General features: G+C 65.0%; 21 protein-coding genes. 12 read left to right on the top strand and 9 right to left on the bottom strand.

The annotated features are described in order from the left end of the window. Position 1 precedes the first annotated feature (1 nt). Positions 2–1,177 (bottom strand): thiolase family protein, encoded by a 1,176-nt coding sequence (locus G6N33_RS22095; protein WP_044506754.1) that lies wholly within the window; start codon positions 1,175–1,177, stop codon positions 2–4. A gap of 363 nt (positions 1,178–1,540) precedes the next feature. Here G6N33_RS22095 and G6N33_RS22090 point away from each other — a divergent pair, with 363 nt between their 5' ends. From G6N33_RS22090 to G6N33_RS22080, 3 genes are read left to right on the top strand one after another with little or no spacing between them, the layout of a single operon-like run. After that, the gene (locus G6N33_RS22090; RefSeq protein ID WP_044512022.1) at positions 1,541–2,605 is read left to right on the top strand and encodes a cupin domain-containing protein; all 1,065 of its coding nucleotides are present in this window, start codon (positions 1,541–1,543) and stop codon (positions 2,603–2,605) included. 31 nt (positions 2,606–2,636) lie between these two features. Next, a complete protein-coding gene (locus G6N33_RS22085) occupies positions 2,637–3,029 on the top strand; it encodes a DoxX family protein (RefSeq protein WP_044506755.1) in 393 nt (130 codons plus the stop codon). Between the two features lie 11 nt (positions 3,030–3,040). Continuing rightward, on the top strand, positions 3,041–3,940 hold the full coding sequence (locus G6N33_RS22080) for a DMT family transporter (protein WP_044506757.1): 900 nt from the start codon (positions 3,041–3,043) through the stop codon (positions 3,938–3,940). Here G6N33_RS22080 and G6N33_RS22075 read toward each other — a convergent pair. Continuing rightward, positions 3,911–4,270: a bleomycin resistance protein gene (locus G6N33_RS22075; protein WP_101528308.1), complete on the bottom strand. Its 360-nt coding sequence runs from the start codon at positions 4,268–4,270 to the stop codon at positions 3,911–3,913. The two genes, G6N33_RS22080 and G6N33_RS22075, sit on opposite strands and share 30 nt — an antisense overlap. Positions 4,271–4,385: 115 nt before the next feature. On the opposite strand from G6N33_RS22075, the gene G6N33_RS22070 reads away from it, so the two are divergent. The 5 genes from G6N33_RS22070 to G6N33_RS22050 all read left to right on the top strand — a co-directional run bounded on the left by G6N33_RS22070 (position 4,386) and on the right by G6N33_RS22050 (position 8,294). Further along, positions 4,386–5,180: a sensor domain-containing protein gene (locus G6N33_RS22070; RefSeq protein WP_049918960.1), complete on the top strand. Its 795-nt coding sequence runs from the start codon at positions 4,386–4,388 to the stop codon at positions 5,178–5,180. Between the two features lie 180 nt (positions 5,181–5,360). Further along, positions 5,361–6,116, top strand: coding sequence for a sensor domain-containing protein (locus G6N33_RS22065; protein ID WP_044506759.1), 756 nt, complete (start codon positions 5,361–5,363; stop codon positions 6,114–6,116). Positions 6,117–6,199: 83 nt separating this feature from the next. After that, a complete protein-coding gene (locus tag G6N33_RS22060) occupies positions 6,200–6,703 on the top strand; it encodes a DUF2505 domain-containing protein (protein WP_044506761.1) in 504 nt (167 codons plus the stop codon). A gap of 96 nt (positions 6,704–6,799) precedes the next feature. Then, positions 6,800–7,327: a hypothetical protein gene (locus tag G6N33_RS22055; protein WP_044506762.1), complete on the top strand. Its 528-nt coding sequence runs from the start codon at positions 6,800–6,802 to the stop codon at positions 7,325–7,327. 112 nt (positions 7,328–7,439) lie between these two features. After that, positions 7,440–8,294, top strand: a complete 855-nt coding sequence (locus G6N33_RS22050) for a GNAT family N-acetyltransferase (RefSeq protein ID WP_049919328.1) — start codon at positions 7,440–7,442, stop codon at positions 8,292–8,294. A gap of 40 nt (positions 8,295–8,334) precedes the next feature. On the opposite strand, the gene G6N33_RS22045 is transcribed toward G6N33_RS22050, so the two are convergent. Both G6N33_RS22045 and G6N33_RS22040 read right to left on the bottom strand, forming a co-directional pair. After that, positions 8,335–8,736 (bottom strand): VOC family protein, encoded by a 402-nt coding sequence (locus tag G6N33_RS22045; RefSeq protein WP_044506764.1) that lies wholly within the window; start codon positions 8,734–8,736, stop codon positions 8,335–8,337. Positions 8,737–8,739: 3 nt separating this feature from the next. After that, positions 8,740–9,777 carry an NAD(P)H-dependent flavin oxidoreductase gene (locus G6N33_RS22040; protein ID WP_049918961.1) on the bottom strand — a complete coding sequence of 346 codons (1,038 nt, stop codon included), beginning with the start codon at positions 9,775–9,777 and terminating at the stop codon, positions 8,740–8,742. Between the two features lie 118 nt (positions 9,778–9,895). Between G6N33_RS22040 and G6N33_RS22035 the strand changes: the two genes are divergently transcribed. Next, complete coding sequence (locus G6N33_RS22035; protein ID WP_163771614.1) at positions 9,896–10,531, top strand: PadR family transcriptional regulator; 636 nt, start codon at positions 9,896–9,898, stop codon at positions 10,529–10,531. Here G6N33_RS22035 and G6N33_RS22030 read toward each other — a convergent pair. After that, on the bottom strand, positions 10,485–11,678 hold the full coding sequence (locus G6N33_RS22030) for an MFS transporter (protein ID WP_196806373.1): 1,194 nt from the start codon (positions 11,676–11,678) through the stop codon (positions 10,485–10,487). The genes G6N33_RS22035 and G6N33_RS22030 overlap by 47 nt on opposite strands. A 402-nt stretch (positions 11,679–12,080) precedes the next feature. Here G6N33_RS22030 and G6N33_RS22025 point away from each other — a divergent pair, with 402 nt between their 5' ends. Continuing rightward, complete coding sequence (locus G6N33_RS22025; RefSeq protein ID WP_044506766.1) at positions 12,081–13,862, top strand: DUF3556 domain-containing protein; 1,782 nt, start codon at positions 12,081–12,083, stop codon at positions 13,860–13,862. On the opposite strand, the gene G6N33_RS22020 is transcribed toward G6N33_RS22025, so the two are convergent. After that, positions 13,859–14,104: a hypothetical protein gene (locus G6N33_RS22020; RefSeq protein ID WP_044506768.1), complete on the bottom strand. Its 246-nt coding sequence runs from the start codon at positions 14,102–14,104 to the stop codon at positions 13,859–13,861. The two genes, G6N33_RS22025 and G6N33_RS22020, sit on opposite strands and share 4 nt — an antisense overlap. Positions 14,105–14,174: 70 nt before the next feature. Then, positions 14,175–16,130: a molecular chaperone HtpG gene (gene htpG / locus G6N33_RS22015; RefSeq protein WP_044506769.1), complete on the bottom strand. Its 1,956-nt coding sequence runs from the start codon at positions 16,128–16,130 to the stop codon at positions 14,175–14,177. Between the two features lie 70 nt (positions 16,131–16,200). Between htpG and G6N33_RS22010 the strand changes: the two genes are divergently transcribed. Beyond that, positions 16,201–16,821 carry a TIGR03085 family metal-binding protein gene (locus tag G6N33_RS22010; protein ID WP_044506771.1) on the top strand — a complete coding sequence of 207 codons (621 nt, stop codon included), beginning with the start codon at positions 16,201–16,203 and terminating at the stop codon, positions 16,819–16,821. An 18-nt stretch (positions 16,822–16,839) separates the two neighbouring features. Here the strand turns inward: G6N33_RS22010 and G6N33_RS22005 are convergent, their stop codons facing one another. Together G6N33_RS22005 and G6N33_RS22000 are read right to left on the bottom strand one after the other, a co-directional pair. Beyond that, complete coding sequence (locus tag G6N33_RS22005) at positions 16,840–18,393, bottom strand: class I adenylate-forming enzyme family protein (RefSeq protein WP_044506773.1); 1,554 nt, start codon at positions 18,391–18,393, stop codon at positions 16,840–16,842. Then, a complete protein-coding gene (locus G6N33_RS22000; RefSeq protein ID WP_081662317.1) occupies positions 18,390–19,115 on the bottom strand; it encodes an acyl-CoA thioesterase domain-containing protein in 726 nt (241 codons plus the stop codon). Before G6N33_RS22000 ends, G6N33_RS22005 begins: the two co-directional genes overlap by 4 nt. Positions 19,116–19,508: 393 nt before the next feature. Here G6N33_RS22000 and G6N33_RS21995 point away from each other — a divergent pair, with 393 nt between their 5' ends. Further along, the gene (locus G6N33_RS21995; RefSeq protein ID WP_101528300.1) at positions 19,509–20,210 is read left to right on the top strand and encodes a chitin-binding protein; all 702 of its coding nucleotides are present in this window, start codon (positions 19,509–19,511) and stop codon (positions 20,208–20,210) included. Positions 20,211–20,307 lie beyond the last annotated feature (97 nt).

Here is a 20,307-nt window from a genome sequence, read left to right as displayed (position 1 = left end):
GTCAGACCTCGACGACGACGGCGCCGCCCTGGCCACCTCCGGCGCACATCGCCGCGACACCGACGCCGCCGCCACGCCGGGCCAGCTCGTAGACCAGCGTGGTGACCATGCGCGCACCCGAGGCCGCGATGGGGTGACCAAGACTGCAGCCGCTGCCGGAAAAGTTCACCTTCTCCTCGTCGAGGCCGTACTGACGGCACGCCGCGATCGGCACCGACGCGAATGCCTCGTTGATCTCCCAGAGGGCGACGTCGCCCGGTGACAGTCCGGCGCGATCCAGCACCTTGCCGATCACCTTGACCGCACCCAGCCCGCAGTCTCGCGCCGGCACGCCCGCGGCGGCCCACGCCTTGACCGTGCCCATCACGTTCAGCTTCTCGGCTCGCGCGTAGTCACTGTCGACCAGCGCGACGGCCGCCGCGGCATCGTTGGTGCCGCTGCTGTTTCCGGCCGTGATCGAGAAACCCTCGATCTCTGGGTGCAAGACCTTGAGGCCGGCGAGCTTCTCGACGGTAGTGTCACGACGCGGGTGCTCGTCGACGGCGAACTCGGTGACCGAGCCATCCACCTGAGTGATCTTCAGCGGCAGGATCTCGTCGACGAATTTGCCGGCGTCCTGCGCCGCTACGGCACGCTGATGGGAACGCGCCGCCCAGGCGTCCATCTCCTCACGCGTGATTCCGACCGACTGCGCGGTGTTCCAGCCGACCGTGATCGACATGTCCTTGGCGGGTGCATCCGGCGTCTCGACGTGGGTCGGCGGCATCCAACGCTCCTCGAACTTCAGCTCGGGGCCCGGGATGCGCCAATTCGTCAGCGGCGTCATCGACAACGACTGCACACCGCCGGCGATCAGTACGCGCTCCATCCCGGAGCCGATCTGCGCGGCGGCGTTGCCGATGGCGGTCAGGCTGCCCGCGCAGTGCCGGTTGACCGACTGGCCGGGTACCTGCTCCAGGCCGGTGGCGGTGGCCGCGTAGCGTGCCAAATCACCGCCGCCGTAATGGGATTCGGCGAAGATGATGTCATCGATGGCCGACGGGTCGACCCCCGAGCGGCGGACCACTTCCGGCAGCACCGCGGTGATCAGCGTCTCGGGCGGCGTGTTGACCAGGGTGCCTTTGAACGAGCGGCCGATGGCCGTCCGGACAGCTCCGACGATGACGGGTGTACCCATGTTCTCAACCTCGCTGCAGTGGGCGGTCAGACGACGCGAATCGTATCAAATACTGTATAGGCAATAGTAACGGTCTAAATTTGGTAAGCCGGGCGGTGTGACGGCCCTAACAATTAAGCGATTCGGCTAATTCGGCGGCCACCCGCGGACGAACGGTGCGCTGGTCTGGCGACTGAACAAGCCGCGGTCGATCGATGAAGTGGAGATCGAGATCCTCGCCACCTGCCCCGCCTCGGCCGCATTCGATAAGCATCGTTGATCATCAGATCGAAAAGCAGCGTTGGACGGCGCCGTCTGCCGCGCGGCATCGTAATGGTGGTGACCCACTCGGATCGGCGATCCGAAGCTGTTCAGGAGGTTGAGATGTCCACGCAGTTAAGCAAACACGTCGCCTCGTTGACCGAAGGTGAGCTGGTCGAGGAGTCCCATCTGGGTTCGATCACACGGCTGACCGCCGACGTCTTCCCCATCCTGAAGGGGATGTCGATCAAACGGCTGCTCGTCAACCCCGGCGCGATGCGCACCCCGCACTGGCATGCCAACGCCAACGAATTAACCTATTGCGTTTCGGGTACCGCTCTGGTCTCAGTGCTCGACACCGGGAGCCGATTCGCTTCCTTCGTGGTCCGCGCGGGCGAGATGTTCCACATCGACTCCGGCTCCCTGCACCACATCGAGAACATTGGAACGGAGACAGCCGAATTCGTCATTACCTTCCGCAGTGAGCGTCCCGAGGACTTCGGGCTGGGCGCCGCATTCGGAGCAATGACCGACGCGGTGCTGGGCAACACCTATGACCTGCCGGCCTCGGACTTCGCCGCCATGCGGCGCAGCACCGTCGACCGCGCGTTGGCCGCCCGCGACGGCGACCCCGACGTGCCGGCAACCGCTTACTTCGACGACCCGCACAAGTTCTCCGTCGACGCGATGACGCCGCCTGTCAGCAATGCGGTCGGCTCGGCGCGCACCGCACGAGTGCAGTACTGGCCGGCGCTGAAGGACCTGTCGATGTACTCGTTGCGCATTCGCGAGGATGGGATGCGCGAGCCGCACTGGCATCCGATCACCGCAGAGATGGGATACGTCAACAAGGGCGCGGCGCGGATGACCGTGATGAACCCCGGCGGCGAGCTGGACACCTGGTACCTGCGCCAGGGCGACGTGTACTTCATCCCGCGCGCCTATCCCCACCACATCGAGGTGTTCGATGCTCCCGAGATGCACTTCTGCATTTTCTTCGACCAGCCCACCCCCGCCGATATCGGTTACCGGACGTCGATCAGCGCATACTCGCGCAAAGTGCTGGCGGCCACGTTCGACACCCACATCGACGACCTGCCCGACTTCCCGTTCACCAAGACCGACCCGCTGATCGTCAACCGGATCAACCCCGTCGACGCTCACGCCGTCGGGGAACCTCATGTCTAGAACATTCGGCTGATGTGCGCACAATGACTGGATGACCACCACATCCGCCATACCCCCGCGGGCGACACAGGCCGCCGCATACCGCTCTGCAGCAATGTTGATCGGCATCGGCACGGTGCACTTCCTGGCCCCCAAACCATTCGACGCGATAGTCCCCGCCGAACTGCCTGGCAATCAACGCTTCTATACCTACGCGTCCGGTATTGCGGAGATCGCCATCGGCGCCTTGCTGCTGCCGCGACGGACGCGGCGGTCGGCCGCGCTGGCGGCCGTGCTGCTGTACGTCAGCGTGTTCCCGGCGAACATCAATATGTGCCGGCTGTGGTGGAGCAAATCGTGGCCGATGCGGATATTTTCCTTCGCCCGGCTGCCGCTGCAGATACCGATGATCACCACGGCGCTCAAGATCAGGCGCGACAGCTAGCCGGAGCCGCAATGGGAACAACCGGAATCGCGGCGCTGCTCGCCGTGGCGGCCGCCCTGATGGTCGGCATCGGCGACGTCGCCGAACAACGATCCGCCCAGCAGGTCACCGACAAATCGGTCAGCACCCCCGCCCTATTCGTGCGGCTGCTTCGCGACCCGCGGTGGTGGTTGGGCACTCTCGTGGCCGCTGGCGGATTCGGGCTGCAGGCGGCGGCCCTCGGCCTGGGCTCCGTGGTCCTCGTGCAGGCGTTGTCGGTGACTTCGCTACTGTTCGCGTTGCTCATCAGCAGTATCACCAACCACCGCAAAATATCGCGCGGGCAAGCGATTTGGGCCCTCCTGCTCGCCACGGCCGTCACGGCGGTGGTCACGGTTGGCAATCCGCAGGCGGGAACGGCACGCGGGTCGGTCAAGACGTGGGCCATCGTGGCGTCGGTGCTGGGGCCGGTCCTATTGCTGTGCCTGATCGGTTCGCGCCTGACCTCGGGGTGGCGCAGCGCGTTGCTGCAGGGGCTCATGTCGGGCACGTTGTGGGGTCTGTTTTCGGTGCTCACCAAAGGTGTGGTCGATCAGCTCGGCCACGGCATCCCGCAACTGCTGAAGACACCAGAACTGTACGTTTGGGTGCTCCTGGCGATCGCCGCGACCGCCAGGGAGCAGTCTGCGTTTCGAGCCGGCCCACTGACCGCATCCCTTCCCGCCGTGACGATCGCCGAGCCGCTCGTCGGGTCAGTGCTCGGTATCGCGGTCCTCGGCGAGACGCTGAACACCGACCATCTCGGCATGGTTGCGCTGGCTCTGTCTGTCGCGGTGATGGCGGCGGCGGTGGTGGCACTGGCACACAGCCAGGCCATCGACGGCCCGGCCGACGCTGTGCGGTCAGATTCGCCGCGAACCGATGCGGTGTAGCGTGCCGTCGGGGTCGATGTAGGCGAATTCCCTTAAACCATAAGCAGTGTCAGCTGGCGCCAGGAGGCGTCCGTCGAGCTCTTTCAGCGCCGCCCATTCCGCGTGGAGAGCGTCGGCGTCGCTGACGTAGAAGTACACGCTGGCCGCGGTCTGCAACGGATCGTGCTCGGCCCACTCGGTGAGATGCATCGACACCGGGCCCCGGTCCACGAAACCGTACCGCTCGGGTCCGGCGTAGGCGCGGGTGTCGAATCCGAGTCGGCGGTAGCGCTCCAGCGCCAGGTCCAAGTTGCGGACGGGCACGATCGGCGCCACCGACGTGAACTTGATTTCGGGCACACCCCAGTCTGACAGCCAGACCGACCGCCCCCGCAAATGCCGCGGTGCTCGCACCGCCGTGTCATATGCTCCGAAAAACCACCGTGCGGCAGGAAGGTCCGTCACCATGGGCAAGCTTGCGGGCGCCCCCCTCGCCAACGCCGTCCCCATCGTCCCCATCGCCATCGCCATAGCCACTGCCGTCACGACGTTGACCGCTGCGTGCGACAGCAACGGGGGCGGCACCGGCGTCACCTACTCCACGGTGCCCAGCACGACTGCCACCAAGCAGCCGGTCCCCGCGGCCGCACTGCCGAACCTGTTCCTCACGTCGGTCCAGGTCGACAAGATACTGGCGGTGACCGGGTCGAGGACTGACAGATTGTCCGACACACTGCAGGAAGACCAAACCGTCGGCGCATTCGCGAAGGGATACAAGTTCCCCGAGGAGTGCCTGTACGTCATGAGTCCGGCCATCGCGCCGGTGTACAGCAACAGCGGGAGTATGGCCGTACGTGGCGAGCGGATCGCAGTTCCTCCCGCTCACCCGACCGATCCGAGCCCCAACGCAAATCAGTTTGTAGTGCTGTTCCCGTCGGCCACCGAAGCGAACGCGTTCTTCACTCACTCGGCCGAACGGTGGCCGGCTTGCGCCAACCGGCAGGACAACGTCCCCGGCGGTAACGCCGACGCGGCCAGCATCGAGTGGAAGGTCGGGCCGGTTTCCAACGTCGACGGGGTGTTGAACACGACCGTGTTCGTGCGGCTGAGCAAAAACGACGAGACCAGATCGCAGACGTGTCAGCGAGCGCTGACAGTGCGCAACAATGTGGCGATCGACGTTGCTGGCTGTCGCCCAGACCCGGGCACCGTGGGAGTCCAGATCGCCAACCAAATCGCCAGCAACGTCGACAAACAATAGCGAGCGCGCGCAGCGGCCCGCGGGCATGCGGCGACCGGTTTGCGGGCGGATTGGGCTTTGCACAAAGCGCCCGCGACCCGCGGTACTGGCGTATGCTCCTCCCGCACACCGCTGTGCAGAGCAAACGCGCGGGTCCGCGGAACGCTCGTCGAGTCGGCGCTATAGGAAGGGCACTCAACCATGCGTCAGCTATCACTCGTCGTCGCCGTCACCACCGCCGGGCTATTGGTCGCGGCCTGCGGAGGAGATGACAAGGGCGGCACCGCCGCGTCGTCGACGACGACCACCACCACCTCGAAACCGCCCCTGGCACCCGCCGCGCTACCGAACCTGCTGCTCACGCCGCCCGAGGTTGACAGCGTGCTCGCTGTCACCGGTTCGAAGACCGACAAAACGTTCGACGCCCTGCAAGAAGACAAAAGCGCCGAGGTCTTCCCGAAGGGATACACGTTCCCCGCCGAGTGCCTGTACATCACCGGCGAGGCCTTGGCGCCCATTTACGGTGGCAGCGGAAACACCGCGGTGCACGGCGAGCGCGATCTTGCGCCCATTCCGCCGGAGTCGAATGATCCAAACCCCGACGTAAGCCAATTCGTGGTGTTGTTCCCGTCCGCCCAGCAAGCGAGCGCCTTCTTCGACAGCTCGTCGCAGCGCTGGCCCGCGTGCGCCAACCGCGACGACACCGTTCCCGGCGGCGGTGCGGACGCCCCGAACGTCCATTGGAAGGTCGGTCCGGTATCTAACGCCAACGGAATCTTGAGCACCAGCGTCAGCGTGACATTGAGCAAGGACGGCGACTCGATGTCCCAGAGCTGCCAGCGTGCGCTCACCGTCCGCAATAACGTGGTGATCGACACCGAGGCGTGCCGCAAGAATCCCGGGGACGCGGCCGTCAACGTCGCCAAGCAGATCGCCGTCAAGGTCGACAAGCAATAGGCACCCGGCCGGTTGCCCTGCCGGCCAAGCCATTTGGGATATGCCCCGACGTGACGTTGCCACTTCGGCAAGAATGTGTTGCTATGCCTCGCTCATTCGATGTCCTGACCGAATCACCGGCCAGTGTGGAACAAATCCATGCGGCGTTCAGCAGTGAAGACTACTGGCGGGCACGCATCGCCATCGGGGAAGCGTCGACCACGCTGGATTCGTTGACCGTTGGCTCCGACGGCGCGGTAGCGGTGCAGGTCACTCAGCACGTCGGCCGCGCCCTGCTGCCGAGCATGGTCACCAAGTTCGCGCCCGCCGACCTCAAGCTCGTACACAGCGAGACATGGAAGCCCGCCGGTGACGGTCAAGTGCGCGGCCAGGTCAACGTCACCACGTCTCCCAAGGTGGGGTCGGGTCGCGCCGAAGCCTGGCTGGAGCCCATCGACAACGGCACCCAGCTCCGCTTCGCCGTCAAGGTGGAGGTCAAGATCCCGTTGGTTGGCGGCAAACTCGAAAAGTCCCTGGGCGCCAGTCTGGCCGAGAGCATCCCCGCGGTGCAGCGATTCACCACGACCTGGATCGCCGAACACTCCTGAGCCGGGCAACCCATTGCGGCGAACGGAACTACCAAATCGCTGCGGCCCGAATAGGACTCGAACAGCAAGGGTGAAGACAAGGCGGAGAGGACACCGATGTCGAGAGCACCGCGATTGTTGGCCGTCATCGCAATGGGCTGTATCACCGTAACCTCGTGCGGGTCGCACCCGGCGTCGAATCCCAACGCATCGAGTTCGAGCTCGACAGCGTCCCCGATCGGCAGCTCGGCGCGCAGCCCCAGCCCGGCGCCGAGCACGACCCTGGCACCGGCCGCGACGACCAGCGCCGCGCCGGACTGCGTCGGATTGTCGATCTGTGCCCCGCCCCCGCCGGACGCCGAGGGCAACCCCGCGTGCTTCTATTCCGATGGCTGGCAACCCAATTCAGGCGGACCGGGGATCGAGATCTGGTACTTCCACGAACCGCAGAATCTGTCGAAACCCGACAAAGTCACTGCGACAGTGCGCAAGAAGGACGGCACCGACGAGTCTCAGGAAGCCTCAATCGGGGCCGGCCAGCAGACGCACCGCTTCGAGTTCCCGACGATCGACAAGTCAGTGGTACAAGAGGTGTTACTCAACAGCAGCACTGGCCGCTGCTTCGTGCTGGGGCCCGGCAGCTAGAGAGGCACCGACTCGTTTGTGGGAGGGTAAGCCACTCAGCCACAGGGTGTTTAGCCACAGGTCACCTAGGTAGGATCCGTCGTTGGCGCCAGCGATGGATAAGGAACACTTGATGACTCGCATACGTACCATGACGCAGACGGATACCGCCGAATGTGCGCGTATCTGTTACAAGGCCTTCAACGCGATCGCGGCCCGGCACAACTTCCCGTCGGACTTCCCGTCCGCAACCCATGCACATGAGCTGGTCACGTCTCTTCAGTCACACCCCGAATTCTTCAGTATCGTCGCCGAATCGGATGATCGACTGGTCGGCAGCAACTTCCTTGACGAACGATCGGCAATCTTCAGTGTGGGTCCGGTCAGCGTGGCGTCCGACGTGCAGGACCGCGGGATCGGTCGCCTGCTGATGCAGGCCGTGCTGGACCGCAGCTCGCAGCGAAAGGCATGGGGAGTGCGCCTGGTCCAGCTGGCGTATCACAACCGGTCGATGAGCCTGTACACCAAGCTTGGCTTCAAGACGCGTGAACCGCTCGCAGCGATGCAGGGCGAACCGGTCTTGCAGCAGTTCGACGGTTTCGAGGTGCGGGGAGCACAACTCACGGATCTAGCCGAGTGCGACAAGCTGTGTCTGCAAGTCCACGGCCACGACCGAAGCGGTGAGGTGCGCGACGCCATTAGCCAGGGGTCGGCCAAGGTCGTGGAACGTGACGGCCGCATCACCGGATACACCACCGATGTCGGGTTTACCGGCCACTCGGTTGCGGTGAGCAACGACGATCTCATCGCGTTGATTGCGAGTGCCGACAAGTTCAGTTGGAATGGGTTCCTTGTCCCGCTGCGCAATGCCGAGCTGCTGCGGTGGTGTTTCGACCAAGGCTTGCGGATCGTCTACATCTTGAATCTGATGAGCCTGGGTCACTACCAGGAGCCGCGCGGTTCCTTTTTGGCATCGATCGGCTACTGACCAGCCGACGCGATCATCGCCGCATCGTCAACGCTGAACCTCACGGGTGATCGGCTTTGAAAAACATTTCGAATTGAATGCCATCGAGGTCCTTGAATGTCAGCACCGCACCGTATTCCCGGTCGGCGATCGGGGAATGGGTGACGCCGAGTTGCCGGAAGCGAGCCAACCAGTCGTCGAGCTCGGCGCGATCGTCGACTTTGAATGCCATGTGATCCAATCCGGTACGCCGTGGATCGAACGACTCACCCTGATGCGCGTCATGCTGCTGGAATTCGATGATGGTGCGGGTGCCGGGATGCAGCAGCACGATGCCTCGCCAGCCGTCACCGGCCACCCGGTCGATCTCGGTGAGCCCGAGCAGTGCGGTCCACCATCGAGCGCTGGCCTCGGCATCGCGCACTGAGAAGGAAATGTGCGACACCCTGCTGAATGTCGGCATGAGCTACCCCTTCCCAACATCGGCTCGGCGACGGCCGTTGCCGAGCACGGCACCCGCCTGACTCATCATCTGCTCGACGATCTCGGCCGCCGGGGCAATCCGCCGAACCAACCCCACTCCCTGGCCGGCCGGGTAAACCATTGCCTCCCAGTCGCCTTCGGTATCGGTTGTCGGCGGCAAAGCCGACCTGGCCGGCAACTCGTACGGCATATTCGACGAATGCGGGAACAGCCGGGTGCGGCCGATGGACACGCCCGGCTGGGTTTCGCCCCGGCGCGCCGCCGCCTCGGCATCGAGCACGGCGGGGGTCGCGAGGAGCCGGTAGGGCTGGTTTGGCCACTCGGGCCCGAATAGCTTGGTGCGCACGGTCTTACCGGAAGAATCAATAAGACGACGCTTGTACTCGGGGTGGGCGTTGGCTTCGTTGGCGACGACCAGTGCGGTGCCGACCCATACGCCATCCGCGCCCGCTCGCAGCGCCGCCGCCACCGCCGCACCGTCCGAGATGCCGCCCGCTCCGAGCAGCAGTAGATCGGGCCAATGCTGGCGGATCGTTCTTAGTAACCTGTGCAGCGGTACCTGCCCGCGGGCATGGCCACCGGCTTCACTGCCTTGAGCGACAATACCGTCGACACCTAAACCGATTGCGGTCGCAGCGATCTCCGGCGACGAGGCCTGCATCCACACGTGGATTCCCACCGCGCGCAGTGCGCCTACCCATCGGCTCGGCGGCGGGTCGTGGTGGAACACCACCAGCGGTACGCCCAACCGGATGCATTCGACGATGTGCTGATCCGTCGTGGCCGGTCCCATACCTGTCTCGGCGCATATGAGGTCGACGCCGAACGGTCCAGATGTCAAGGTGCGCAAGCGTTCGACCATCACGACCAGACTGTCGGCGGGATCCGGCGAGGCGCCGAGCACTCCGAGTGCGCCGGCGTTGGTGACCGCCGCCGCGAGGTGCTCGTGGGCAATAAATGCCATACCTGCCCCGACCAACGGGTACCGGACACCGAATTCGCGGGTCAACCGGGTCTGCATGAGCGACTTCCCTTCCCCATGCTCCTGATCGGAGCATTCTTGAATGTAGTCCGATTTGGAGTATTGTCAACCGATGCCCAGTAAGCAGCTGACGCCGACGTCCTTTGCCATACTCGGATTGCTTTCGATCCAGCCGTTTACGACTTATGAACTCGCCCAACAGATGGAGCGGACCCTCAGCTGGTTCTGGCCGCGGGCGGCCAGCATGATCTATGAGGAGCCCAAGAAGCTGGTCTCGGCCGGATTGGCCGTGTCCAAAACCAGCTTCACCGGTAAACGGCGCAGCACCGTCTACGAGATCACCGAGGCGGGGCGCGCCGCACTGCGTGACTGGTTGAACGTGCCCTCCGCGGGGATGCGCTTTGAGTCCGAAGCCATGATCAAGGTGGCGTTTGCCGACGCTGGCGACGTGACTGCGCTGCGCTCGACCGTGCGCGAAATTCGCGCCGATGCGGAAGCGCGGCTAGCCGAGATTATCAGCAGGTCAACGGAATACAGAACAAGCGGCGGCCCCTTCCCAAACCGCTTGCCGGTGGCGGCAATCACGGGCAAGCTGCTGATGGCCCAGTATCAAGGGGTGCTTCGATGGGCACATTGGGCAGAGGACGCGATCGCCGAATGGACGGGCGTCACGCCCACCACCGGGGCCGCGGTGCCCTCGGATGCGTTCACTGCCGATTGGCCCGCCCGGTACAACGATGCCGCTGCTACGAGGGCAGCGGTTCGCCGTGCGTCTCCGGCGCCAAGGGAATGATGAACAGCCCGATCAGGAATACGATCGACGTCAAGGCGACGGGCAGCCCGAGGGTATGCGTGTGCAGCACGGCGGCGCCGAGGATGAAGTTCACACCGGCACCGACGAAGCGCCCGAACGAGGTACAGAACGCGAATGCCGTTGCCCGCACCCGGGTCTCGAACTGCTCAGGCAACCAGAGGCTAAACAGCGCAAAGTTACCGCCGAAGAAGCCGAGCACGAACAGCCAGGCGATGAACGGGGCCAGGCCGTTGGGCTGGTAGAACGCCCAGCCGAAGCTGGCGGCAATCGATACCGCCATGCCGGCGAAATAAATAGCCGCGGTCTTTCGCCGGCCGATGCGTTCGGCAATCACCGGCAGCACAAGACATCCCAGGATCGTCCCGATCGACAGCAGACCGGTGGCGAACGACGCGATCTTCGTCGAGTCGGCTTTACCCAGACCGGCGTGCTGCGCAAGTTGAATCACGGCCGTCGGCTCGTAGACCGTGCCTGCCCACAGGCCCACGATCGCGATCGTGACCAATATGCACGCCACCCACGTCCGGCGTCGGTACCGGGCACTGAAGATTTCCCGCAACGGGTTCGTCTGGGCTGCGGCGGAAACCTCGGCCCGCTCCCACTTCTCGGTTTCCCGAACCCGCGTCAAGATCAGGATCGCCACAACCACAGGCACAGCGCCGGTCAAAAACATTGCACGCCAACCGAAGTGCACACCGATGGTGTAGTTGAGCGCCGCAGCCAAGAAGAAGCCGGCGTAGTAGCCGGTCTGCAAATATCCGGCGCCCATCTTGCGGCGGTCCTCCGGCCACGCTTCGGCCACGTAGGTTCCCGCCAGGGCCCACTCGCCACCGATGCCCACACCGGCGATGAACCGATAAGTGGCGAGCTCCCAGACGGTGTGGGCGGTAGCCGAAAGCCCGGTGAAAATCGCGAAGGTGAAGATCGTCGCGGCTAGCACCTTGGTCCGCCCGAAGCGGTCGGCGATGGGACCCCAAATGAAGGAAAGGCCCCAACCCACCAGGAACAGCGCGAACAGGATCGATCCCGCGAGCCCAACGTTGGCCGGCGTCGCAGCGATGCCGGATCGTGGCAGCAATTCCGTCAGTGCCGGCGTGAGCACGAGCGCGTAGATGAACGAATCCATCCCATCAAGTGTCCAGCCCGTCCAGGCCCCCCAAAACCCGGCGATCTGCGAACGATTGAGCGGTGTGCGACGGCGCACGGGCATCACACGTTCTGTCGTTGAACTCATACCTGCCTTCCGCTGACCAACTATCGCGTCAGAGAGTAAAGGGGCAGTGCCGATTCCCTGCGCCCGTCACTTAAGCGCGCGGGGGCCCCACGTCATGCAGGTCACGCACGTCACGCCAGCTTATGGCGTGACGCTGCACAAACGAAGGGGCGAGCTGCTTGCTTCATCACCAGACAATGTTGGTTGTCAGCGCGGCCGCGGCGTGGCGGAGGGATCCTGGCCATGCTCCCGAGCAAACCCGGCACGGCGATACATTGGTACTCGCCTATTGGGTTCAACGCGGAACGAGGCATCATGGGATTCATCACGCCGGACCTGCCAGACGTCGATCACGACACCTGGTCCACGCTGCCGCGATCGGCGAGGCTGCAAGTGGTGACTCGGCATTGGGTGGAACACGGCTTCGGCACCCCGTATGCGATTTACCTCTTGTACGTGCTGAAGATGGTGGCGTATGCCGGCGGTGCCGCAGCGGTCATCTCGCTGACCCCCGGCTTGGGCGGGCTGGGTCAGATCGGCGCGTGGTGGACCCAACCGATCGTCTACCAGAAGCTCGTCGTCTTCACGCTGCTGTTCGAGGTGCTCGGCTTGGGCTGCGGCTCGGGCCCGCTGACTGCCAGGTTCTGGCCGCCCATCGGTGGCGTTCTTTTTTGGTTGCGCCCCAACACCATCCGATTGCCGCCCTGGCCGCGTGTCGTCCCGTTCACGCGCGGCGATACCCGCAGCATCGTCGACGTAGCCCTGTACGCGATCGTGCTGGGTTCCGCCACCTGGGCCCTGCTGTCGTCCGGGCGCGGCGGCCCGGTGACCCTCGACGGCGACGTCGGTCTGCTCGACCCCATGCTGCTGGTACCGGCGATCGTCAGCTTGGCGCTGTTGGGGCTGCGCGACAAGACGGTGTTCCTCGCGGCTCGCGGTGAGCACTACTGGCTGACCATGTTCGCCTTCTTCTTCGAATTCGCCGACCAGATCGCCGCTTTCAAAATCGTCATGCTGGCGCTGTGGTGGGGGGCGGCGACTTCCAAGCTCAACCACCACTTCCCCTATGTCGTTGCGGCGATGACCAGCAATCACCCGCTGCTGCGGAGCAAGACGTTCAATTGGGCCAAACGCCGGCTCTACCGCGACGCGGTCAACGACATCCGTCCCTCCTGGATCCCCAAGATCATGGCCCATGTCGGGGGCACCACGGCGGAGCTGCTGGTGCCGCTCGTTTTGGTGTTCTTCGCCGACGGTCATCGCTGGGCATGGTTCTTGATCGGATTTATGGTGATCTTCCACCTCAATATCATTTCCAACCTCCCGATGGGAGTTCCGTTGGAGTGGAACGTGTTTCTGATCTTCTCGCTGTTCTACTTGTTTGGGCACTACGGCGGGATCCATGCAACCGATATCCGCTCGCCGCTACTGCTCACCATCCTGGTCGTCGCCCTGGCCGTGGTGCCGATCCTGGGAAACCTTTTCCCGCAACAGTTTTCATTCTTGCCCGCGATGCGCTATTACGCCGGCAACTGGGCCACCAGCGTGTGGTGCTTCCGCACCGGCGCCGAGGACAGGATCGAGGCCGACGTTGTCAAGAGCTCCGCGCTGACCGTCAACCAACTGGCCAAGCTCTACGGCGCGGCGACCGCCGAGATCACGATCGACAAGGCCGCCGCCTTCCGGGCGATGCACACCCATGGCCGCGCGCTCAACGGGCTGCTGCCCCGTGCGATCGACAACGAGGCCGACTATCGGATGCGCGAGGGTGAGATTGTCGCCGGTCCACTGCTCGGCTGGAACTTCGGCGAGGGCCACCTACACAACGAACAGTTGTTGGAGGCCTTGCAGCGGCGCTGCGACTTCGATGAGGGCGACGTCCGAGTGGTCGTCTTGGAAGGGCAGCCGATCCAGACCCAGCGGCAGTGGTATCGCATCGTCGACGCCAAGGCCGGCGTGATCGAAGAAGGCTACGTCAACGTCAAGGACATGCTGGCGCGTCAGCCATGGCCCGAACCCGGCGACGAATTCCCCGTCCGCCTGATCGACGGCCGCGGGACGGCTGGTGCCGCGAAGCGGTTGTCCGCGGCGGACTAACCGCGGCAGTGGGGTTGCTCGCCGAGGTCGTCGCCGTGGCGGGGAAGACGACTCGCCGGCGCGGTGAAACCGCCGGTGTCGTCGAAAAACGCCCAAGATCCAGCGTCGTCGACTTCCATGCGCCAGCCCAGTTCAGAACCATCGGCGATGCCGATAAACCAAGCGTGTGCCGCCTCCGCGCTGTCGAAATTCCTCGCCGCGATGACCTCGCCGTGCGGGTCGACAGCTCGAAACGTGGGCATGCGGAGTAATTATCCGCTGCGACCCCATTTCAACCGCGAGTCAGCCGCGAACTTGCGGGGTTTTGCCTGCTTACAAGGTGCGGGTCAATTGCTTGGCGAGTAGTTCGGCGAATTTCGCCGGATCGTCGAGCGCACCTCCTTCGGCCAACAACGCCGTCCCGTACAGCAATTCGGCGGTCTCGGTGACGGCGGGATCGTCGGGCCGCTCCTGGTGCGCCTGGCGCAGGCCCGTGATCAGCGGATGGCTCGGATTGAGTTCCAGAATCCGCTTGCCAATAGGGATGTTCTGCCCGGAGGCCTGGTAGATACGCGCGAGTGCCGGGCTGATCCCGAAGGCGTCGGTGATCAGGCAGGCCGGCGACTCGGTCAACCGGCTGGATAGCCGGACCTCCTTGACGTGCTCGTTCAGCGTTTCCTTCAACCAGGTCAGCAGGTCGGCGAAGTCTCTCTGCTGCTCCTCGCGTTCGGCGTCGCTCTTGTCCTCGTCGGAGTCCAGGTCCACCTCACCCTTGGCCACCGACTGCAACGGTTTGCCGTCGAACTCCGTCACCGTGCCCACCCAGACCTCGTCGACGGGGTCGGTGAGCAGCAGGACCTCGTAGCCCTTGGCCTTGAATGCCTCGAGGTGCGGCGACTTCAAGATTTGCTGTCGCGTCTCACCGGTGGCGTAGAAGATTTGCTCCTGGCCCTCCTTCATCCGCTCGACGTATTGGGCGAGGGTGGTGGCCTCCTCCTCGCTGTGCGTGGAGGCAAACGACGAGATCTGTAGCAGGGTGTCCTGGTTGTCGACGTCAGAGAGCAGACCCTCTTTGAGAACGCGGCCGAACTGCGTCCAGAAGGTGCGATAGTCCTCGGGCCGTTCGGTCTGCAGATCCTTGATCGTGGACAGCACCTTTTTCGTCAACCGGCGGCGGATCGCGTTGATCTGTCGATCCTGCTGCAGGATCTCGCGAGAGACGTTGAGCGACAAGTCTTGTGCGTCGACCACGCCCTTGACGAAACGCAGGTACTCTGGCATCAGCTGGTCGCAGTCGCCCATGATGAACACGCGCTTGACGTAGAGCTGAACCCCGATCTTGGCGTCCCGCTGGAACAGGTCGAACGGGGCGTGCGACGGGATAAACAGCAGGGCCTGGTACTCGAAGGTGCCCTCGGCCTTCATCACGATGACCTCGAGCGGATCGTCCCAGGCGTGCGCGACGTGCTTGTAGAACTCCTTGTACTCCTCGTCGGAGACTTCGTCCTTGGGCCGGGCCCACAGCGCCTTCATCGAGTTCAGGGTTTCGGTCTCGATCGTGACGCTTTCCTTGCCCTCTTCCTCGCCGCCTTCTTCTGCGGGGGGCGTGCGTCGCTCGACCTCCATCCGGATGGGCCAGGCGATGAAGTCGGAGTACTGCTTGACCAGGCTGCGGATCTTCCACTCCGAGGTGTAGTCGTGCAGCTCGTCTTCGGCGTCCTCGGGCTTGAGGTGCAACGTGACGGCGGTTCCCTGGGGCGCGTCCTCGATCGACTCGATGGTGTAGGTCCCCTCGCCGGTGGACTCCCACCGGGTGGCCTGGCCCTCACCGGCCTTGCGGGTCAGCAGCTCGACCTTGTCGGCCACCATGAACGACGAGTAGAAACCGATGCCGAACTGGCCGATCAGTTCTTCGGAGGCCGCCGAGTCTTTCTGGTTTTTAGCCTCCCGAAGCTGTCGGCGCAGCTCGGCGGTCCCCGACTTGGCCAGGGTGCCGATCAGCCCGATGACCTCGTCGCGGGTCATCCCGATGCCGTTGTCACGGATGGTCAGCGTGCGTGCACCCTTGTCCACCTCGATCTCGATATGCAGGTCGGAGGTGACGGTGCCATCAGGGTCGAGGTCCTTGTCGCGGAACGCCTCTAGCCGCAGCTTGTCCAGCGCGTCCGAGGCGTTCGAGATCAACTCCCGCAGAAACGAGTCCTTGTTGGAGTAGACCGAGTGGACCATCAGATCCAGAAGCGCTCGCGCCTCAGCCTGAAACTCCATCTGTTCAACACCAGCATTCATGGCAAAGAATTTACCGGTGTCTTCGCGCTCTACCCTGAAGAGGTCAGCGCTGCCGACGAAGGGAATCCAGGTGTCTGTTGCACAACGGGAACGTGCCGCCCTCGTCGACACCATGCGCAGCGTCGGACCCGACGCGCCCACCCTGTGTGCAGGATGGACGACGCGAGATCTCGCGGCTCACCTCGTGATTCGGGAATACCGGCTGGACGCTGCTCCCGGCATCCTCATCCCGCTTTTCGCCGACCACACCGCCAAGGTGCAAAGCGATGTGGCCAGGCGGACCGACTGGGACACCCTGCTGGACAAGGTGGCGTCCGGCCCGCCGATCTATACCCCTCTGAAACTCCTCGATCCGATAGCCAATATCGGTGAGATGTTCATCCACCATGAGGATGTGCGCCGCGCGCAACCCGACTGGGCGCCGCGCCTCCTGGAACCCAAGCTGGCTAAGAGCCTGCGCCGCACGCTGCCGCTGATGGCGCGGATGACGCTGGCCAGGGTGCCTGGCCGGGTCGCGCTACGTACCCCCGAGGGCAAGACGGTGCTGATCTCGGGCAGCGGGCCGGCGGTCACTGTGACCGGTCCGCCCGAGGAGCTGCTGCTGTTCGCCGTCGGACGCGACGCCCGGGTTGACTTCGACGGCGACGCGTCGGCGGTGCAGTCGGTCCGCGACGCACCCAAGGGGCTGTGACCCGGGCTGACAGCGCTGCTAGTAACCGAACGCCGCGCGCAAATCCTTCTTGATGACCTTCCCAAACTGGTTACGGGGCAGGTTCTCCACGATGACCAGGCTCTCCGGGTGCTTGTAGCGGCTCAGCCCCAGGGAATCGCAGTGCTGCACCAGCGATGCCAAGGTCACGCCAGCCGTCGGGGCGGGCACTACCACCGCGCACACCCGCTCACCCGCGGTACGGTCGGGCACCCCGATGACCGCGACGTCGGCGACGCCGGGATGGCTCGCGAGCACGTTTTCGATTTCGAGTGCCGAGACGTTTTCCGCGTTGCGGATGATCGCGTCCTTGATCCGGCCGGTGACGCGCACGTTGCCGTGCACGTCGACGAGCCCGAGGTCGCCCGTGCGCAGCCAGCCGTCCCCGTCGAACGCGTCGGCGTCGAGCGTGGCGTCGGCGTAACCGAGGAAGCATTGGGGCCCCTTGAGCCGCAGCTCGCCTTCCTGGCCGGCAGGCAGCTCGGCTCCGCGGACGTCCACCACGCGCACGCTGACACCCGGCACTGGTGCACCGACGGTGTAGTCGAGCACGTCCGGCGGGGCGTCCAACGGCGGCGAGGTGGCCACCGGGAACTCGGTCATGCCCCACGCGTTGGCGATACCCGCGGTGCCGAGAGTTTCGCGGAACTGCCGGCCCAGTTCGGCGGTGATCGGCGCGCCGCCCGCGACACAGCCGCGCACTGCACCGAAGAGCGGCGTATCGCCATGCGCCCGTTGCGCTTCCAAGAAGGCCACGAAGAAGGGCGTCGCTGTGCCCAACAACGTCGGGTTGTGCGCCGCGATGGCCAGCGGGGTGGTGGCCGGGTCGAATACCTCGAACAGCGCCAGTCGCATCCCGGTCAGCAACGCGGCGGCCAGCATTGCCGCCCCGCCGATGTGGGCGATGGGAAACGCGATCGGATCCACGTCGTCGGCGGTGATTCCCATGGCGTTTACCAATCCGCGTGCACCGGCGATCACCGTGCTGTCGAGGTGACGAATTCCCTTGGGAGCGGCGGTGGTTCCTGAAGAATAATAGACCCATTGCGTGTCGCCGGTCGGCTCTGGCGGGGGCGGCAGGTCAGTCGCGTCGGCCTCGGGCAGTCGCAGCACCCCCACGCGTGCAGGACTGGCCAGGTCCAGACTGACGACCTCGAACCCCCTGGCCGACGCCAACGATCGGGCAAGTTCGCCATGGCAGAAACCCCGCCAAAGTTCCGGCACCACAAGGACTTCGGTCGATAGCTGCCCGGTGATGAAATCGACCTCACGCTCCCGCAGCAGCGGGATGATCGGGTTTTGCACCGCTCCGAGGCGGGCCAACGCCGCCATGACGACCACGGTCTCCAGCGTGGTGGGCAGTTGCCAGGACACCACGGTGCCCGCTTTGACGCCACGCCGGGCGAACGCGGCGGCCGTTGCGCGGGCAGCGTCGTGCAGCTGGCGTGCGGTCAGGCTGCGCCCGTGCTCATCGGCAAGGACTTGCCGATCCGGCCGGCGCCGGGCCGCGTCGGCCACCAACGTCCAATACGCGAGCTGCGTCGCGGTGGTCATCCGGCCGGTGGAAGATCCGTGGGTGGTCGAAATCCGGAGTGCGCGATGGAGACTGCCACCGTACTGCCGACGGGACCCTTGTGGTCGACGACGACGGCCGATCCGTTGGCCACGCCATCGTCGCTGTAGTGCGTGAGCGCGGCCAGCCCAATGTGCGGGCCCTCGGGTAGCCGGCTCAGGGTAAGCGTGTAGTCGACGTTGATGAACTGCAGCGCCCTGGTCCCCCAGTTCGCGATGGCGGCAGTGACGTCCGCACACAGCGCCGCCCGGGTAAACGGCGTGAGCGGCTCGTCGTCGATCAGTGGCCGGGTCTCGTGCAGCCAGGTGTATTTGGGGCCAGTGGTGTCCCAATCGGGATCGGGATTCTGTAATTCGCCGCCCCACCCGTAGGTCCGCAGAAACAGTGTCGGATGAGTGCCGTCCGGCTCGGTGGGCAGTCGCGGCATCTGGATGGGTTGTGACCAGACCCGGCCATCCGGCTGCTGGCCGCGTCGCAAAAACAGGGCACTGGCCCGCGCCACCGGTTCGCCACGTTGGACGAGGGTGGCCTCCGCCAGCCGCAGCCGCCGACGCTCGTGATGTACCTGGGTGCGCAGCTCGAACGGTTCCAACGCGGCCGGTGCGGGCAGGTCGACGGTCAATCGCGCGGGCTGTAACTGCTGGTCATCGACGGCGCCTTCCAGCGCCCAAGCCAAGATGCCGCCCACCACGTGCCCGCTCATCGACGGGCCCCAGCCGCCGCGTGCGACAGTCGTTGGCGCAAAACGGGTTCCGTCATGCACGAAATACGGGCCGGACCGCAATGAACCGACGTCGTCGGACCGGACGGTCGGCTCAGTCACCGAGTGACCCACCGCGTGAACACGGTATGCATGATTTCTCTCCTCTGAGGCACGCAACGGTAGATATTACAGTTTGGCTTCCAGGTCACACGCCGAGTGGCCGTCATCCAATCAAAAACCCATGATTCCAGCGGCATTGGCCGATGTCGTGGCCGCAGAAGCTTGCCCAAAGCCATCACTGAGGTTCGACTTAGCCGACTCATAGGTAGGCTAGATAACGTCGAGCTAGACGGGGGTCAGCTTTCGATGATCCACGAGTAAGTGGGGGGAACCATGGAACTGAAACGACTCATCGCGGCGGGCAGCCTCGCGGGTGCCTTCGGCGCGGCGGCACTGGGCATGAGCGCCGGCTTGGCTAACGCCGCTCCCGGCGGACCCGCGCCGGCTCCCGGCGGTGGCCATGGGGCGCCGACGCCCGGTGGCATCCACGCCCCCACCGGGCCGAATGACCCGGGCGGCCCCGGTGGACCCGGGGGCCCCGGCGGACCGGGGGGTCCCGGTGGACCGGCTGGTCCCGGCGGACCGGGTGGTCCGGGACATCCCGGCTTCAACGGCCCGGGCGGCCCGGGCGGTCCAGGCGGACCCGGCGGACCTGGTGATCCCGGACATCCCGGCTTCAACGGCCCGGGCGGCCCGGGCGGTCCAGGCGGACCCGGCGGACCTGGTGATCCCGGACATCCCGGCTTCAACGGCCCGGGCGGTCCAGGCGGGCCGGGTGGACCCGGCGGGCCGGGCGGCCCTTGGCACGGAGATCCACATCGGGGTTACTTCAACAACGCGCCGTGGGGCAACGGACCGGCCCCGTGGGGCCCGGGCGAACCGCCTCGGCCCGCATGGGATCAACCGCTTCCGCCGCCGGGGGCTCCGTGGACCTACGGTCCGATCAACTATTGGGGTTATCAGGAGACACCGGTGTGGGACCCCGGCTTCAATCAGTGGGGCTTCTGGTTCTTCGGCGTCTGGATTCCGCTGTAACTCCGAAGCCGAGGCGGGACGGCCGGGCACACCGTAAACTTCTCGCGTGCATCTGGGCAAGATTGCAACGTCGGCGCGCTCCGGTGAAATCGTCGTG

The organism is Mycobacterium simiae, assembly GCF_010727605.1.
Taxonomy (GTDB): Bacteria; Actinomycetota; Actinomycetes; order Mycobacteriales; family Mycobacteriaceae; genus Mycobacterium; species Mycobacterium simiae.
Note: the sequence above shows the minus strand (reverse complement) of the source record. Positions and strands in the feature narration are given on the sequence as shown.

Excerpts from the sequence above, each read along its gene's own strand:
- G6N33_RS22025 (WP_044506766.1), top strand. The coding sequence starts at position 12,081 with ATGGGATTCATCACGCCGGACCTGCCAGACGTCGATCACGACACCTGG.
- G6N33_RS22050 (WP_049919328.1), top strand. The coding sequence starts at position 7,440 with ATGACTCGCATACGTACCATGACGCAGACGGATACCGCCGAATGTGCG.
- G6N33_RS22020 (WP_044506768.1), bottom strand. The coding sequence starts at position 14,104 with ATGCCCACGTTTCGAGCTGTCGACCCGCACGGCGAGGTCATCGCGGCG.
- G6N33_RS22060 (WP_044506761.1), top strand. The coding sequence starts at position 6,200 with ATGCCTCGCTCATTCGATGTCCTGACCGAATCACCGGCCAGTGTGGAA.
- G6N33_RS22055 (WP_044506762.1), top strand. The coding sequence starts at position 6,800 with ATGTCGAGAGCACCGCGATTGTTGGCCGTCATCGCAATGGGCTGTATC.
- htpG (WP_044506769.1), bottom strand. The coding sequence starts at position 16,130 with ATGAATGCTGGTGTTGAACAGATGGAGTTTCAGGCTGAGGCGCGAGCG.
- G6N33_RS22065 (WP_044506759.1), top strand. The coding sequence starts at position 5,361 with ATGCGTCAGCTATCACTCGTCGTCGCCGTCACCACCGCCGGGCTATTG.
- G6N33_RS22040 (WP_049918961.1), bottom strand. The coding sequence starts at position 9,777 with ATGCAGACCCGGTTGACCCGCGAATTCGGTGTCCGGTACCCGTTGGTC.
- G6N33_RS22000 (WP_081662317.1), bottom strand. The coding sequence starts at position 19,115 with ATGAGCGGGCACGTGGTGGGCGGCATCTTGGCTTGGGCGCTGGAAGGC.
- G6N33_RS22090 (WP_044512022.1), top strand. The coding sequence starts at position 1,541 with ATGTCCACGCAGTTAAGCAAACACGTCGCCTCGTTGACCGAAGGTGAG.
- G6N33_RS22030 (WP_196806373.1), bottom strand. The coding sequence starts at position 11,678 with ATGGATTCGTTCATCTACGCGCTCGTGCTCACGCCGGCACTGACGGAA.
- G6N33_RS22095 (WP_044506754.1), bottom strand. The coding sequence starts at position 1,177 with ATGGGTACACCCGTCATCGTCGGAGCTGTCCGGACGGCCATCGGCCGC.
- G6N33_RS21995 (WP_101528300.1), top strand. The coding sequence starts at position 19,509 with ATGGAACTGAAACGACTCATCGCGGCGGGCAGCCTCGCGGGTGCCTTC.
- G6N33_RS22005 (WP_044506773.1), bottom strand. The coding sequence starts at position 18,393 with ATGACCACCGCGACGCAGCTCGCGTATTGGACGTTGGTGGCCGACGCG.
- G6N33_RS22085 (WP_044506755.1), top strand. The coding sequence starts at position 2,637 with ATGACCACCACATCCGCCATACCCCCGCGGGCGACACAGGCCGCCGCA.
- G6N33_RS22080 (WP_044506757.1), top strand. The coding sequence starts at position 3,041 with ATGGGAACAACCGGAATCGCGGCGCTGCTCGCCGTGGCGGCCGCCCTG.
- G6N33_RS22045 (WP_044506764.1), bottom strand. The coding sequence starts at position 8,736 with ATGCCGACATTCAGCAGGGTGTCGCACATTTCCTTCTCAGTGCGCGAT.
- G6N33_RS22070 (WP_049918960.1), top strand. The coding sequence starts at position 4,386 with ATGGGCAAGCTTGCGGGCGCCCCCCTCGCCAACGCCGTCCCCATCGTC.